The organism is Paraburkholderia haematera (assembly GCF_905220975.1).
GTDB lineage: Bacteria > Pseudomonadota > Gammaproteobacteria > Burkholderiales > Burkholderiaceae > Paraburkholderia > Paraburkholderia haematera.
On the sequence record NZ_CAJNBK010000003.1, the window covers coordinates 290,466 to 306,272 of the forward strand.

The window sequence follows — 15,807 nt, forward strand, 5'->3', positions numbered from 1 at the left end:
CATTTCCAGGTAAGCCGTACCCGCGCTAGTGCGCGGGTACGGCGCCCGGTTCACCTCGTACCGTGCGCCTCTCTGTGGAGGCTCAGGCCATTTCTCCCCGCTTCGTCGCGCCGGTCGGTCCTTACCGTGCGCTGCCCCTTCCCTGTTTTGTACGTCGCGCGCCCTCGAATTGATCGAGCGCGGTACCTGTCGCCATGGCCGTCCACTTCGGCCGTCAACCTCGAGTCCGTCCAATCAGGCGGAAAAAGTGGCGAGGTCAGTGCTTCACGTCGTCCGGTGACGAATGACCGATACTTCGTATCGATCATTCACCCCATTTTTTTGACATCCGTTTTTCAGTGGCCCCGCCGCACCCTCGTAAGACACATTGGCTTCCCCGGCCGCGCTTACGAAGTCAATGTTTGCCGCCGGGCTCCGGCTGCTGCTTCCCCGTGCTTCAGAAACCAGGCGGCAACGCATTCGCTTGTGAGCCTCCTGACGCAATGGCTGTGCCAAGTACCTTCAATCCCTTGCTGCACGGCGATTTTTGCCACGGCGCACCTCGGTGGACCATGCCTTACGCCACACTTGATTCGGATTCGACACGCGACGAGTTCGCCCCCAACGCACTGCGGAACGATTCGCCCGTTTGCATGATTAGCCGCGCTCTGCATCGAACCGCGCCCGGCCGGGTTTTGCGGCGTGGCCCGGTCAAATATGCCGATGCTTCGGGCCACGAAGCACCTCCGGCGGCAATTGCCCAATGTGTCGCAAGCTTGAGACACGGTCATTTGACAGCGCGGTATCCGCTGCACGAAGACCGCCATGCAATTTGCAAAGCTGTGTGGCATTGCGCCCATAGCGGGGGTTGACCCGTTATTTCTGAGTGGAAGGCTGATAGGTCGAGACGGGAAAAACGTTTCTGAATCCAGATTTGTTTGTATGGCGCTCGAAAGCGCTTTCGCTTATCGTTAAGCCATGCGCCACGTAGAGCGCCTGTGTCAGGCCACCGCGGTATAAAACGGCTTCTGTGATTCGGGGATGAAATTCGGGGATCATATTCGGGGATGAAATAGTCATGCGGTTTCAGCGTTGAACGCTGTTCCGTTATCTGGCCAATGCGCACCCCGCGGCTCACGCCGCATGTTCCACGCCCCCGCCATTGCCGCTACCGTGAATGTGTCTTTGCCGGTCTGTCCAATTCGACGAAAAGCAGTTCTGAGAGCAGCAACGATCCGGGGGTTACATGAATACGACTTGCACGCCTGTCGACACCGAGCGCACCGTTCTGTACGTGTCGAGCCTGCCCGATCAGGATCTCACCCGCTTCCTGGCCGCATCGGGCTGGCATGCGGTGCACGCGAGGAGCACGGCGGTCGCCGAACGCATGATCGAGCGCGACAATATCAAGGTCGGTCTCGTCGAATTGCCCAGTGACTGCACGTCCCAGCATTTGTCCGCGCTCGTCTCCTGCATGCGGCGCGTCGAAACCAATTGGGTCGCGCAGATCGCGCCAGGCCAGTCGGAAAACGAACTGGTCAGCCGCTTCATCCTCGATTATTGCTTCGATTTCGTTACCCGGCCCTGGCTGAACGAGCGGCTGGTCTTCGCGCTCGGCCACGCGCACGGGCTGTCGAGCCTGCGGCACCCGCCGGCCGCGCCGGAACCCTCGCTCGGCCGGCACGGCATGGTTGGGCAATGCGAGGCGATGCAGCAGTTGTACCGGCGCATCGACAAATGCGGGGTGACCGATGCGCCGGTTTTCGTCGCTGGCGAGTCGGGCACCGGCAAGGAACTGACCGCCCGAGCGATTCACGATCGCTCGTCGCGCGCCGGGCGGGCGTTCGTCGCGATCAATTGCGCGGCGATTCCGCCGAGCCTGCTGCAAGCCGAATTGTTCGGCCACGAGCGCGGCGCCTTTACGGGCGCGTTACAACGCAAGATTGGCCGGATCGAAAGCGCTAATGAGGGCACCCTGTTTCTGGATGAAATCGGCGACATGCCGCACGAGTGCCAGGCGGTGCTGCTGCGCTTCCTGCAGGAAGGCACCATCGAGCGGTTGGGTGGCAATGGGCAGATCAACGTGGACGCGCGGGTGATTTCGGCGACCCACGTCGATCTGGACAAAGCCGTCGAAGACGGCCGCTTCCGCTCCGACCTGTATCACCGCCTGTGTGTGCTGCGGCTCGTCGAGCCGCCGTTGCGCGAGCGCGGCGGCGACATCAAGCTGCTCGCCAACTATGCGCTCAGCATGTACAAGCAGGACGGCGCGCGCAAACTGCGCGGGCTGTCGAGCGACGCGATTGTCGCCATGTCGAACTATCCGTGGCCGGGCAACGTGCGCGAGCTGATCAACTGCGTGCGCCGTGCCGTGGTGATGAGCGAGGGGCGCTTTATCACGGCGAGCGACCTCGGCTTGCCGGAAACCGAGAACGGCCCGGCCGTCACGCTGGCGGAGATCCGCAGCAAGGCAGAAAAGGACGCCATCGAGCACGCATTGCAGCGGCACGGCTATAAATTGTCCGAGGCGGCGGCCGAACTCGGTATTTCACGCGCAACGCTCTATCGCCTCATGCATGCCAACCGGCTGCATCAGGAACCGGCGGGCGGGCGCGCGCCGAATGCCAACGGCGGCACGGATGCCGACGAGGAGGCTGAGCGGCAGGCGCCATCGCTGGTTTGATCTGGTGCGCCGACGCTCGTCCGTCCTCCCCGCCCAGGCGAGCCCGTGCGACGCGCTCGCCATCCATGCTCAGCCCCTTAGCCCCGATCACCCGTGCCGGCGCAAAAAGCTCGCGCTTGCCGCGACCATCCTCGGTTCGAGCATGGCGTTCATCGACGGCTCCGTGGTCAACGTCGCGCTGCCGTCGATCCAGACCGAACTGGGCGCGAGCGTCGCCGCGATCCAGTGGGTGGTCAACGCGTATCTGCTGTTTCTCGGCGCGCTGGTGCTGGTGGGTGGCTCGCTTGGCGACACGCTTGGCCGGCGCACCGTGTTTGTCGCGGGTATCGGTTTGTTCACGCTGGCCTCAATCGGCTGCGGCCTCGCCCCGGGCGCCGGCGCCCTGATCGCGGCGCGCGCCGTGCAAGGCATTGGCGCGGCGATGCTGGTGCCGAGCAGTCTCGCCATCATCGGTGCCGTGTTCGACGACAAGGAGCGTGGCCGGGCGATCGGTACCTGGGCCGGTGTCGGCGCGATCACGTCGGCGCTTGGGCCGGTGGCGGGCGGCTGGCTCGTCGATGCGTTTTCGTGGCGGTCGATTTTCTTTCTTAACGTACCGATTGCGTGCGCAACCATCGCGCTGGCGGTTATCGCCGTGCCGGACAGCCGGCAGGACGATTGTTCCGGCGCAGACCCTGCGCACCAGGGGCACGCGCTGTCCGGGCTCGACTGGCCGGGCGCCGTCACGGCGGCCGCGGGGCTCGCCGCGCTGACCTACGGCCTGACCATCGCCTCGGCGCGCGGCTTCGGCGACCGCTGGGTGCTGGCATTGATTCTCGGCGGCCTGCTCGTGCTGAGCGGCTTTGTCGCGCTCGAAGCGAAAGCCCGCAATCCGATGATGCCGCTCGACGTGTTCCATTCGCGCGACTTCGTCGGCGCGAACCTTGTCACGCTGCTGCTCTACTTCGGGCTGGGCGGCGCACTGTTCTTCCTGCCGTTCACGCTGATCCGCGCGTATGGCTATAGCGCGACCGAGGCAGGCGCCGCGTTGTTGCCGGTGCCGGTCACGATCGGCCTGTTATCGCGTTTCACCGGCGGCCTGACGGGCCGTTATGGCGCCCGGACCCTGCTGTGCACGGGCCCGGGAATCGCCGCGATCGGCTTTGCGATGCTCGCCCTGCCCTGGGTACGCGGTGAATATTGGCGCGGCTTCTTTCCAGCGCTTGTCGTGCTGGGGCTCGGCATGACGATTACCGTCGCACCGTTGACGACGACCGTGATGACCTCCGTATCCGCCGCGCGTACGGGCGTCGCCTCGGGCATTAATAACGCCGTCGCCAGGGTGGCGAGCCTGCTGGCGATTGCCGTCCTCGGGATCGTGTTCGTGTGGTCGCACGACGCGGCACTCGACGCGCGGCTGGATGCGTCGACTATCCCTCAGGAGGTGCGTCAGGCGGCACATCTGGCACATCTGGCACAGGCCGCCGGGCGGGATGGAAGCCTGGCCGCAACCGGCGCCGCGCACAGCGCTTCGCATGCCGAAGTGACCCAGGCTCAAACTGAGGCGTTGGGCACGGCGCTGCGGGCGGTGGCGCTCATGTCGGCGCTGTGTGCGCTGGCCGGCGCCGTGCTGGCGCGTTTGACGATCCGCTCACAACGCGAGCCCTAGCGCGGCCGCATTATTTCATCGACAGTTCGGAAAACAGTGAAACGTCGCGAGCAACCGGCCCCCATACTGATACTCAGTAGCCTCATACGACCACGACCCGATCGGGAGCTTGCACATGACGATTACCTGCTTTATCCGTTACCAGATCGACCCATTCCAGCGCGATGCCTTCAACGACTACGCTAGCAACTGGGGCCGCATCATTCCCCGCTGCGGCGGTCATCTGATTGGCTACTTTCTGCCCCACGAAGGGACCAACGACATCGCCTGGGGCTTGATCGCGTTCGACAGCCTCGCCGCGTATGAAGCCTATCGGGCACGGCTGAGGAACGACTTCGAAGCGCGAGAGAATTTCCAGTTTGCGCAGACGAAGCGCTTTATCCTGCGCGAGGAGCGCACCTTCACCGAAGTGGTCGAAGGCACGCTCGGGGTGGCGGCGATGGGCGCGGTGGAAGCAACGGAATAGGCGTCACTGGCCCTGCGGGTCGGTATGGTCCCGGATGGTGCGGCGCCCGGGTGCTTTCGCGCCACCGCTTCTGGCGACGCAGCCGCCCATGGCTGTGTCTGCGCATGAAATCTGCCACACGGCGCCTTGAGGCTCACGCCGCGCAGTCTTACGCGTTATTGCGTCGACGGTGCCGTCCGTCAGGCAGGTTTTTTGCTGCCTGACGTAACAATTCGAACCCGCTAGCCGAGCCTTCGTGTGACCAGCGAAAGCCGCCACGGATGGAACTTGTACGGCCAAACCCGTGTCGGTTCAGGGTTACGCCGCCGAGCCGATCCACGAGTCCCGGCGCCACCGTCCGCACCTGGTACCCTGCTTTACACCCTATGCGCAAAATATTCCATGCCTGGTTTCTCGTTTTTCTCATCCTGAGCGCTTCGCCGGTCTTTGCCGCCGCGGCGCAACCCGCCGCCGCATCCGCGGCCTCCGGCGCCGCACTCACCCTGACGCCCGAACAGGCCCGCCAGGCTCTCAGCGTCCTCAATGACCCCACACGCCGCGCGCAAGTCAGCGACACGCTCCAGGCGATCGCCGCAGCGGGCGCGCTCAGCGCGCCACCCGCCCCGCCGTCGGCTGCTTCAGCCCCGGCAGCAGCCAGCAGCGCCGCCGCGGCCGCTCCGGGCGCATTCCAGTCCAATGGCCTCGCCTCCCAACTGGCGCGCCAAGGCGCACATTGGGCGGTGCGCTTCGGCATATCCTTGCGCAGTTCAGTCGCCGCGCTGCTCGACGTAACGTCGGTGCGTGCCTGGTGGCATTGGCAATCGACTAATTCACAAGCCCGTAGCGTGCTGGGTCATGTCGCATGGTCGCTGCTGGCGGCGCTGCTGCCCGCGCTCGGGCTCGAATGGCTGGCGCGCCGTCTGTTGCGCCGCGCGTACGCCGCCCTCGCGACACGTCGCGAACGTGGCAATGACAACGCCAAGCCGCAAGCCGGGCTGCCCGGCGGGTCCACCACCCCACCCGCACCCACAACCGGCAACGCCACCGAAGCCAAAGGCAAGCAGCACGCCGCGCATCACTTGACCCTCCTGCAGCGTCTGCCGCGCGCACTGCTGACCGTGGTGCTGCGCCTGTTGCCGCTGGCGGTGTTCGTCGCCGCGGCGAGCGCGCTAATGTCGGTCTTCACCGAAGACGGCACGCCGCAAGACCGTGCGCTCGATTCACTAATCGACATCTATGTGCTGTGCCGGCTGATCGTGATAGGCAGCGGCTTCTTCCTGCAACCCACCGCGCCCCGCCTGCGTCTGTTGCGCACGGGCGATGCGTGGGCCGTCTTCGTGCAGCGCTGGATCGTGCGGATCGTCGCCGTGGTCGGCTCAGGTTCGGCGATCGCGGAGATCGCGCAGTCGCTCGGCCTGAACGACGCGGCGCATCTCGCCCTGCTGAAGGTAGTCGCGCTCGCCGGCCACATCATGGTCTCGATCCTGATCCTGCATTGCGCGAAGCCGGTCGGCGAATTGATCCGCAAGCGCTTCGCCGCGCGCAAATCGCTGGCCATGTTCGGCAACGCGCTTGCCGACGCGTGGGCGTGGTTCGCGGTGTTCATCGTGATGGCGCTATGGTTCATCTGGGCGCTCGACGTGCGCAACGGCTATCACACGCTGCTGCATCTCGGCGGCATTACGCTCGCAATCCTGGTGGGCGCGCGGGTCATCGCGATCGTGATTTTCGGCGCGATGGCGCGGCTGTTCAACATCCCGGGCGACGCGGAAAAGTCGCTCGCACAGCAGCACGCCTACCGCTATTACCCGCTGCTGCGGCGGGTCGTCACGTGGATTATCGGCGTCGTCACCGCGCTCGCGCTGTTGCAGGTATGGGGCGTCAACGTGGGCGAGCTGTTCCAGGCCGGGTCGATCGGACATCGGCTGGCGTCGGCGCTGGTCACCATCGGCGTCGCTGCCGCGATCGCGCTGCTGGTATGGGAAAGCGTCAACGTGGCGATCGAAAAGCGGCTGGACCTCTGGACCTCCACCGGCGACCTGATGCGTGCCGCGCGTCTGCGCACATTGTTGCCGATGCTGCGCAGCGCGCTCTTCTGCGTGATCGCGCTGGTAGTGGTGCTCACCGGCCTGAGCGAACTCGGCGTGAACATCGGGCCGTTGCTGGCGGGTGCGAGCATCTTCGGCGTGGCGCTCGGCTTCGGCTCGCAAAAGCTGGTGCAGGATTTCATCACCGGCATGTTCCTGTTGATGGAAAACGCCATGCAGGTCGGCGACTGGGTCACGCTCGCGGGCGTGTCCGGCACGGTCGAATATCTGTCGATCCGCACCGTGCGCTTACGCGGCGGCGACGGGTCGCTCTACACCGTGCCGTTCAGTTCAGTCTCGACGGTGAACAACACCAATCGCGGACTCGGCAATGCAGCGGTGAAGGTGAATATTGTGTTCGGCGAGGATGTCGATCTGGCGATCGGCACGCTGAAGGAGATCGGCGCCGCGCTGCGCGAGGATGAGAAGTTCAAGGACGGCATCCTGTCCGACTTCAGTTTCTGGGGCGTGGATGGGGTGGATGGCTCGGCGGTGACGCTGGCCGGCCAGATCCAATGCCGCGACAGCGCGCGCTGGGGTGTGCAACGCGAATTCAACCGGCGCATCCTCGACCAGTTCAGCGCGCGCGGCATCGAAATCGCGAATCCGCAGCGGCATCTGCTGACGTGGGACCCGGAAAGCGTACCGGCCAAAGTCGAATCGAACGGCGCACTGAGCGATGCCCCTGCGGACACCGCCGATGGCGCCTCCAAGGCCGCAGCGAACGACCAACCGCCTTCAACGGCGCCCGCCGGCGCTTCGCTGAAGGCGGCCGCCCGCAAGGCCAACGCACCGGTGGACGATCAACTGCCCGCCGACCCTAAGCCGGCCGGTGGCCCAGGAACGCCAGCAAATCCTGGTTCAGTTTCTCCGCATGAGTGAAGTACAGGCCATGGCCGGCGCCTGCGTAGACATTCAGCGAGGCGCCTTCGATCAGGGCCGCGGTTGGACGCCCGGTGAGGTCGAGCGGCGCGGAAGCGTCGCGGTCGCCATGAACGACCAGCGACGGCACCCGGACGCGGGCCAGCTCCGCGCGGAAATCGGTGATCGTCTGAACGCGGGCGAGTTCGAGCATGGCCTGATGCGAGGTTTGCAACATCATGCGGATCGTCCAGTCGAGCGGCGCACGCGATACGCCCGGGCCAAAGAAAGGTGCGGCATTCGCCTCGATCCAGTCGGGGAAGGAGCGGCTCAGCGCGAGGCGGCCTTGCTCGAACAGGGCGGCGTCGATCCCGTTCGGGTTGTCTTCGGTTTTCAGCAGATACGGCGTGGCGGCGGGCGCGATGAACGCAATCCGGGCCACGCGCTCCGAACCATGCCGCGTCAGATAGCGCACCGCCTCGCCGCTCGCGATCGAATGCGCCACCAGCGTCACGTTGCTTAGATCGAGCGTGGTCAGCACGCTGTCGAGATCGTCTGCGAGCGTGTCGAAGTCGTAGCCCCGCCCCGGATCGCTCGAACGGCCGTGGCCGCGCCGGTCGTAAGCGATGCAACGGCAGCCGAGGCGCGACAGCGGCTCCATCTGATAGGCCCACATGTCCGAATTCAGCGTCCAGCCGGACAGAAACACGAGCGGCGTGCCATGTCCCCAGTCACGGTAGAAAAGGCGCGTGTGGTCGGCGGTGCGGATGGTGTTGGGGTCGTCGGTGAGATACGGTGCGGTAGCGTTCATGGAAGCCTCTTTGCCTTGGGTCGGAATCGTTGTGCCGTGCCGCCACTGTGCCTGGCGGCGGTACGCAGGTCGATTACCTGGGAGGTAAAGAGATGGGCTTGCTAGCGGTCGGCGGTCGGCGGGCTGCTTGTCGCTTGCGCCTATTGCAACCGCCTATTGCAACTGCCTAATGCCCCTGTCTATTGCACCTGCCACCAGCGCGGCAACAGCCGGCGCACTTCCGGCCGCCGGTAGCGGTCGTCGATCAGGTGCACCACGCCCTGATCCTGCTCCGTGCGAATGACCCGGCCCGCAGCCTGCACGACTTTCTGCAAGCCCGGATACAGATACATGTAGTCGTAGCCGTTGCCGAACTTCGCCTCCATCGTGCGGCGCATCTGCTCGTTGACGTGGTTAATCTGCGGCAGGCCGAGCGTTGCGATGAAGGCGCCGATCAATTGCTGACCGACCAGATCGACGCCCTCGGAGAATGCGCCGCCTAACACCGCGAAGCCCACGCCCTGGCCCATGGTGCGAAAACGCGCGAGAAACGCGTCGCGCGCCGCTTCGTCCATGCCGGGTTCCTGCGCCCATACCGGCAATGCCGGATGACGCTCGCGCATCGACGCCACCACCCGCTGCAGGTACTCGAAGCTGCTCAGAAACCCGAGATAGTTGCCCGGCTGAGCCGCGTACTGCTTCGCGATCAGATCGACGATGGGCACGAGCGAGCGTTCGCGGTCACGCCAGCGCGTCGACACATGGCCCGCCACACGCACCTGCAATTGCTCGGCGCGAAAAGGTCCTTCGACGTCGAGCCAGTTCGTCGCTTCGGGCAGACCCAGCGTGTCGCGATAGAAATGATGCGGATTGAGCGTGCCGGAGAACATCACCGTAGTGTGCGCGGCAGCGTAGCGCCCCGCGAGAAACGGTGCCGGGATCACGTTGCGCACGCAGAGCGTGGCGCTCGTCTTGTCGCGTGGCGCATAGCGATCCGCGGTGAGCGAGATGTCGAAAATCGAATGCTCGCCGAACTGCTCCGCCAGTGCGACGAAATGCATGGCATCGAAGAAAAACCGCAGCGATGCTTCGTCAATTGAAAGCGGTGCGTCGGCGAGTTGATCCGTCACCGCGCCGATCAGATTCTGGGCCGCCGACAACAGTTTGCCAGGCACGTCGGCGTAGACCTGATAGGTGGCGGTCTGTGCGCGCCTGGCAGCGTTCCATTCGCGCTGAAGCCGCTCGAGCGGCTTCTTCAACGTTGCAGGCGCGCTCTTGCGGGCGAGCCGGAACGCCGCCTGATCGAGCGACGCGCTGTACATGCGCCGGGCCCGGTCGAGCAGGTTGTGCGCCTCGTCGACCAGCACGCCGACGCGCCACTGATTGATCTGCGTGAGCGCATACAGCATCGCGCTGCTGTCGTAGTAGTAGTTGTAATCGCCGACCACCACGTCGGACCAGCGCGCCAGTTCCTGCGCGAGATAGTACGGACAAACGTCGTGCGCGAGCGCCGCTTCGCGCACCGAGCTCCGGTCGAGCCTCGGTCCGGCCAATGCCGCGCTGCGGGCCGCGTCGAGCCGGTCGTAGAAACCGCGCGCGAGCGGGCAGGACTCGCCGTTGCAGGCCTTGTCGGGATGCTCACACGCCTTGTCGCGCGCGACCAGTTCCAGCGTTCGGAGCGGCAACCGCGAAACGGACGGCGCGGCGCTTTGATGAAGGGTTTCGATCGCATCGAGGGCAAGCGCGCGGCCCGGCGTCTTCGCTGTGAGGAAAAAAATGCGGTCGATCTGGTCCGACGCGCACGCCTTGAGCAGCGGAAAAATTGTCGCCAGCGTCTTGCCGATGCCGGTAGGCGCCTGCGCCATTAACGGCTTGCCGTCACGCGCCGCGCGGTACACCGACACCGCCAGTTCGCGCTGCCCGCTGCGGAATTCCCCATGCGGAAACTGCAAGGCGTTGAGCGCGGCATTGCGCGCGGCGCGATGGGCCTCTTCCTGCACGGCCCAATCGAGAAAGCGCTCGCATTGCTCGACGAAGAAAATCTCCAACTCACGCGCGGTGTGCGTTTCGGTCAGCGACGTTTCCTTCTGACTGCCGATATCGAAGTACACCATCGCGACCGTCAATTCCGCGAGTCCACGCGCGCGGCACAGCAGGTGGCCGTACACCAGCGCTTGCGCCCAATGCAGCGCGCGATGATTGGCCGGCATCCGTTCAAGCGCGCCACGATGGGTTTTGATCTCTTCCAACCGGTTTGCCGCCGGGTCGTAACCGTCGGCACGGCCACGCACGGTCAAACCACGGTGCGTGCCGGTTAGCGTGATTTCGGTTTCGTAGCCGCTCGCGCGCCGCCCGGCGACTGTCACGTGGCCGGCCATGCCTTCCAGCGAGGTGGGCGCGGGCGTGAAGCGCAGATCCAGATCGCCGCGCCTCGCGGTGAATTCGCACATCGCCCGCACGGCGACCACGTAGGTCATGTAGCGGCTCCCAACACGACGCTGGAGGCGGCGGCGTCTTCATCGGCCCATCGCACGTCGAGCACGCGCACCGGCATACCGTGCTGCGCGCAGTATGCGAGCCAGCGGATCTGGTTGTCCTGCAAGCGGTCGCCCGGGCCCTTCACTTCGATCAACTCATAGCGGCGCTCGGCCGGCCAGAAGCGAATCAGATCCGGCAAGCCCGAGCGGTTGCCGCGAATGTCGCGCAGCAACCGCTCGAACCATAGTTTCAGATGGGCGGCAGGCAGGCAATCGAGCGCCAGCACAACCAGTTCCGGCGTCAGCAAACCCCAGAATACGAACGGCGATTGCAGACCCGCCTTGCTGTGCAGATGCCGCAGAATCGTCTCGCGATAAGCGCTGCTGTCGAGTTGCGCGAGACAGGTGGCAAATTGTTCCGCGCGGCGCGCCTGAAAATCCGGCGCGTGCAGATCGGCCGGCCCGCGCTGGAACGGATGGAAAAACGCGCCGGGCAGCGCCGCGAACACCGGTTCCCAGCACAGCAAGCCGAACAGCGAGTTGATCAGCGCGTTTTCGACGTAATGAACGGGTGCCGATTCGCTGGTCAAATAATCGCGTGCAACGTATTCGACCGCTTGCGGCGCATCAGGCCTCGGCAGCACCAGTGTGCTGCGCTCGACCGGCCGCGCGGCAGGCACACGCGCCACCCGCTCGCCGCGCTTGCGTTGCAAACGCGGCAACATGCGCGCGACGCGCTGCATTTCCTCTTCGCTTTCAGGGCGGGCAGCGGCTTGCGAAGCGAGGGCGAAGGCTTCGTCGAATCGTTCGCTGCGCTCAAGCACGCGTAAGCGCCGATGCCGTGCGCCAGGCCACGCGCAACGTTCATAGACGGCAAGGGCCGCAGGCCAGTTCTGTTGACGCTCGCAATGTTGCCCGATACGAAACAGCAGTTTTGCGCGACGCGTTTCGAGCCAGGGGTTCGAGATTTCAATCGCCGCGATCGCGGCGACGAGTTCGTCGATCGCCCTGGCTTCCGAGTCGCCCGGCGACAGCCAATCGAGCGCTTCGCGGCAGGCATGCAACGCAAGGTACACGTCCACGTCCGCGCGTTGCTGGAATGCGCGCGACGACGGCGCGAATGCAACCTTCTCGTACTGAAACACACCAAGATCGGCAAGCACGAATTCCGACCAGTCCTGCTGCAGATTGCCAAAGAACATCAACCGCAGACGTTCGCAAAGCGGCGCGATGGCGACATGGAAGACGCGATCTGTGGTCTCGCTGTGCCACGCGGACAACGGATGCACAGCGGCGCCTCGTTCTCCATCCTCACCCTCAAGATCGTAAAACGGCCGCAGCGTTTCCAGCAGATCGGGTTTGCGCAAGCCCTTCGAGCCAGGAATCAAGGCGATGGCGTCCGCAAAGATCAACAGCAACTCAGGACGGGTGGTGAGCGCGAACAGATCGTCGAGCGTCAGGCCCGGTTCGGTATCGACCCAGCCGAGCGCGGCCAGAGGCGCAACCGCCTGCAGGGGGCAACCGATCTCGTCATAGGAAAGACGGCTGGCGCGGAACAGCGTGCCCTTGCGCATCAGCATGCGAACCAGCAGCGCGCGCGACGGCTGCGGTAAAACGGCGAATTCGCGCAGGAAGCCGTGTTCGTGCGCGTCCAGCAGATCGTCGTAACGCTCGGCAAGCCACGCCAGCGCACGCTCGAAGTTCAGCAGGTAGTAAGGGGCATCAGAGCGGAAGTCTGACGGAGCATCTGTCGCCACGGGGGTTTCACGAAACCTGTATGTTTATACAGTGATGATAGCAAACTCCGTGATTGCTTCTGCCGATCCGCAGGCTAAGTCGCGGTCGACGGGCCGGTCGCACCGGTTTCTCAGGCCGCCACCCACACCACCGTCAACGACCGCACCCCCTGCGCACCGCGAATCAGCACCCCTTCGATATCCGCCGTGGCCGAAGGCCCGGTGACCAGCGCCGCATAGCGCGCCTTGCGGAAGTCGTCGCGGCGGTATACGTCCTGCAAGCCGTCGAGCAACTGCGCCGGATCGAGCAGCACCACCAGATGCTGCACGATGTACCCCAGTGCGTTGACTCCATACTCGCGCTCGCTGAGCCATACCGAGCCGGTTTCAGCGACGCCAAAGCGTGCCCGCACCACGCCCACCTCGATATCCTGCAACGAAGCCGGTTCGGTTTCCGCCGAGATCGCACGCGTACCGGGCACTTCAGGTGTCGCCGAGGCCACCGACGCCCCATCGCCAAACCGCTCGCGGATCAGCGCAGGCACGTCACTCGCAGCCGACGCCTCGACACAGGTGCCGCCCATCGCCTGCAACGCCGTCGTGAAGCGCGCCCGCAAATCCCCGCCCGCCGAAATAAACAACGGCACATCCGGCCGCAAACGCGCCGGTGGCTGCGCCTCGCGCACCTTCGCCAGAAAAGCTTCACGCGTTGCCATCGCCACCTCCACGATTCTTCTTGTACCAGGCGTGGAAGGTCAGCTTCGGCGCCTCCGGCAAATCACGCTGCCGGCCCCAGATATTGAGCGGGTTATACAGCAGGAAATTCGGCAGATTCCGCAGCGCGCCGCCCATCGACGACACCGTCGCCCGATACAGCGTCGGACTCGCGAGCAGCCGCCCCGCCATCTTCAACACTTCCTGCTTAACGAACGGCACCTCATGACGCTCGGCGATCACCGTGCGCCATTTGTAGATCTGCTCGTGAATGTTGATCTTCACCGGACACACATTCGTGCAACTGCCGTTAAGCGTCGACGCGAACGGCAACGCGCTGTAACGCTTCAGATCGAAAGTCGGATTGATGATCGCGCCGATCGGCCCCGAATACGTGCCGCCATACGACAAGCCGCCACTACGCCGGTACACGGGGCACGTATTCATGCACGCGCCGCAGCGAATGCATTTGAGTGAATACCAGAAATCCTCCATCGCGAGCCGCTCCGAACGGCCATGATCGACGAGGATGAAATGCATTTCGGTGCCCGGACGCGGCGCGCGAAAATGCGAGGTGTACTGCGTAATCGGTGAACCGAGCGCACTGCGCGACAGCATGCGGATAAATACGCCGAGGTCCGACACCTTCGGGATCAGTTTCTCGATACCGATCGACGCGATATGCAACGGCGGCACATTCGCCGACAGGTCGGCATTGCCTTCGTTAGTACACACGACCACCGTGCCTGTCTCCGCCACGGCGAAATTACAACCTGTCATGCCGGCCGTTTTCTCGCGCACAAAATACGGCCGCGTATTCATCCGCTGGCTTTCGGCAAGGTAGTGAATGTCGCTGTTCTTCGGATCCGTGCCGATGGTGCGTCCGAACAGTTCGGCCACATCGGCGCGCAGTTTATGGACCGCGGGCACCACCATATGGCTCGGGTCCTGATGATCGAGCTGCTGGATGCGCTCGCCGAGATCGGTCTCCATCACCGTAATGCCGCGCGGTTCGAGATACTCGCGCATCTTGCATTCGTCGGTGAGCATCGACTTGCTTTTGACGAGCGTGGTCATGCCGCGTTCCGACATGAGCTTGTGGACCAGCGCGTTATGTTCCTCAGCCGTCGCGGTCCAATGCACCACGACGCCATTTGCTTCTGCCGCAGCGGCGAACTGCTCGAGGTAGCCGGACAGATGCGACAGTGTGTGTTCCTTGATGCCCGATGCCAGTTCGCGCAGCGTCTCCCATTCCGGGATGCCGTGCGCCTGCGTATCGCGCTTCTCACGCAAATCCCACAGACGCCTGTCATGAAACGCAACGTGTTCCGTCTTTCCGATGAAAGCGCCCGCGGCTTTCGCGTGATCGATCCGCCTCATGCGCGTGCTCCGTTCAGGACTTGCGCGATATGGATGAAACGGGCATCGGCTTTCATCCGCTCCGCACAGCCTTGCTGATGCATCAGGCACGACATGTCGCCCGATACGATGTACTCGGCGCCCGCTTTCAGATGGTCGCGGACCTTGTCCTGCCCCATGCGCACCGACACCGGCTCCTCGGTCACCGAGAAGGTGCCGCCGAAACCGCAGCATTCATCCGGCCGCGACGGCTTGACGAATTCGATGCCTTTAACGCCTTCGAGCAAGGTACGCGGCTTCGAAAACGGCGGCCCGGCAACCTCCGAGACCGATGCTTCCTTCAGATGCCGCAACGCGCTGCAACTGTTATGCAGGCCGACGCGATGCGGAAACTCGGCCCACGGAAATTCACGCGCGCCGACCACGTCGTGCAGAAACTCGACCAGCTCATACGCGTTGGCGCGAACCTTCCTGACTTCGTCGGTCTGTTCGAGCGCGATCAAATGCTCGCGCACGTGATGGATGCAACTCGCCGACGGCCCGACGATGTAGTCGTAGCCCGCGAAGTTGCGCGCAAACACGCGCTCGGCACCGGCCGCCTCGGCCTGCGCACCGCTGTTGGCCATCGGCTGGCCGCAGCAGGTCTGCTCCTGCGGATAGTCGACCTCGATGCCGAAGCGTTCCAGCAATTCGAGCGTGGCGATCCCCACTTCGGGATAGAACGCGTCGATGAAGCACGGGATAAACAGGGCGACTTTCATGAACTCATTGAAAAGAAAAGCGGCGGCTGACGATTCACCCGCTCGATGGCGGAATCATGGCGGGGCCATGGCGGCCCAGGATTGCCCAGCCGACACCACGCTCGCGGTCGATCAGTCAGACTGGTCTTGTTGGTCTGACCACGAAATATAAGGAAGTCGCTGAGCGGTGTCAACTGGGAGATCGTTGGTGAAACAGGCTGCGCAGGCCGCCGCGCGGCAGCGGCGCACGAGATCCCTCGCTCACGCACAGGCGCGAGCGGCGGATCA

The 15,807-nt window shown here is 64.3% G+C and carries 10 protein-coding genes; 4 read left to right on the forward strand and 6 right to left on the reverse strand.

The window, feature by feature from the left end:
- Nucleotides 1-1,225: 1,225 nt before the first annotated feature.
- The 4 genes from KHO23_RS08605 to KHO23_RS08620 all read left to right on the forward strand — a co-directional run bounded on the left by KHO23_RS08605 (nt 1,226) and on the right by KHO23_RS08620 (nt 7,724).
- Entirely contained in the window at nt 1,226-2,662 is a 1,437-nt protein-coding gene (locus KHO23_RS08605) for a sigma-54-dependent transcriptional regulator (RefSeq protein ID WP_211610580.1), read from the forward strand.
- Nucleotides 2,619-4,310, forward strand: coding sequence for an MFS transporter (locus tag KHO23_RS08610; protein WP_211610581.1), 1,692 nt, complete (start codon nt 2,619-2,621; stop codon nt 4,308-4,310). Before KHO23_RS08605 ends, KHO23_RS08610 begins: the two co-directional genes overlap by 44 nt.
- 115 nt (nt 4,311-4,425) lie before the next feature.
- Nucleotides 4,426-4,776, forward strand: coding sequence for an NIPSNAP family protein (locus tag KHO23_RS08615; protein ID WP_211610582.1), 351 nt, complete (start codon nt 4,426-4,428; stop codon nt 4,774-4,776).
- A 365-nt stretch (nt 4,777-5,141) separates the two neighbouring features.
- Nucleotides 5,142-7,724, forward strand: a complete 2,583-nt coding sequence (locus tag KHO23_RS08620; RefSeq protein ID WP_211610583.1) for a mechanosensitive ion channel family protein — start codon at nt 5,142-5,144, stop codon at nt 7,722-7,724.
- Here the strand turns inward: KHO23_RS08620 and KHO23_RS08625 are convergent.
- From KHO23_RS08625 to KHO23_RS08650, 6 genes are all read right to left on the reverse strand, one after another.
- Entirely contained in the window at nt 7,663-8,514 is an 852-nt protein-coding gene (locus KHO23_RS08625; RefSeq protein ID WP_211610584.1) for an alpha/beta fold hydrolase, read from the reverse strand. The two genes, KHO23_RS08620 and KHO23_RS08625, sit on opposite strands and share 62 nt — an antisense overlap.
- 179 nt (nt 8,515-8,693) lie before the next feature.
- Entirely contained in the window at nt 8,694-10,970 is a 2,277-nt protein-coding gene (locus KHO23_RS08630) for an ATP-dependent DNA helicase (protein WP_211610585.1), read from the reverse strand.
- Complete coding sequence (locus KHO23_RS08635; RefSeq protein ID WP_211610586.1) at nt 10,967-12,727, reverse strand: VRR-NUC domain-containing protein; 1,761 nt, start codon at nt 12,725-12,727, stop codon at nt 10,967-10,969. Before KHO23_RS08635 ends, KHO23_RS08630 begins: the two co-directional genes overlap by 4 nt.
- Nucleotides 12,728-12,837: 110 nt before the next feature.
- The gene (locus KHO23_RS08640) at nt 12,838-13,422 is read right to left on the reverse strand and encodes a LutC/YkgG family protein (RefSeq protein ID WP_211610587.1); all 585 of its coding nucleotides are present in this window, start codon (nt 13,420-13,422) and stop codon (nt 12,838-12,840) included.
- Nucleotides 13,409-14,800 (reverse strand): lactate utilization protein B, encoded by a 1,392-nt coding sequence (locus KHO23_RS08645; protein WP_211610588.1) that lies wholly within the window; start codon nt 14,798-14,800, stop codon nt 13,409-13,411. Before KHO23_RS08645 ends, KHO23_RS08640 begins: the two co-directional genes overlap by 14 nt.
- On the reverse strand, nt 14,797-15,540 hold the full coding sequence (locus tag KHO23_RS08650) for a (Fe-S)-binding protein (RefSeq protein WP_211610589.1): 744 nt from the start codon (nt 15,538-15,540) through the stop codon (nt 14,797-14,799). The genes KHO23_RS08645 and KHO23_RS08650 overlap by 4 nt, the downstream gene beginning before the upstream one ends.
- Nucleotides 15,541-15,807 lie beyond the last annotated feature (267 nt).

Bases quoted from the DNA above. Each gene is read 5' to 3' on its own strand.
- KHO23_RS08605 (WP_211610580.1), top strand. From the start codon at position 1,226: ATGAATACGACTTGCACGCCTGTCGACACCGAGCGCACCGTTCTGTAC.
- KHO23_RS08645 (WP_211610588.1), bottom strand. From the start codon at position 14,800: ATGAGGCGGATCGATCACGCGAAAGCCGCGGGCGCTTTCATCGGAAAG.
- KHO23_RS08620 (WP_211610583.1), top strand. From the start codon at position 5,142: ATGCGCAAAATATTCCATGCCTGGTTTCTCGTTTTTCTCATCCTGAGC.
- KHO23_RS08630 (WP_211610585.1), bottom strand. From the start codon at position 10,970: ATGACCTACGTGGTCGCCGTGCGGGCGATGTGCGAATTCACCGCGAGG.
- KHO23_RS08640 (WP_211610587.1), bottom strand. From the start codon at position 13,422: ATGGCAACGCGTGAAGCTTTTCTGGCGAAGGTGCGCGAGGCGCAGCCA.
- KHO23_RS08650 (WP_211610589.1), bottom strand. From the start codon at position 15,540: ATGAAAGTCGCCCTGTTTATCCCGTGCTTCATCGACGCGTTCTATCCC.
- KHO23_RS08625 (WP_211610584.1), bottom strand. From the start codon at position 8,514: ATGAACGCTACCGCACCGTATCTCACCGACGACCCCAACACCATCCGC.
- KHO23_RS08615 (WP_211610582.1), top strand. From the start codon at position 4,426: ATGACGATTACCTGCTTTATCCGTTACCAGATCGACCCATTCCAGCGC.
- KHO23_RS08610 (WP_211610581.1), top strand. From the start codon at position 2,619: ATGCCGACGAGGAGGCTGAGCGGCAGGCGCCATCGCTGGTTTGATCTG.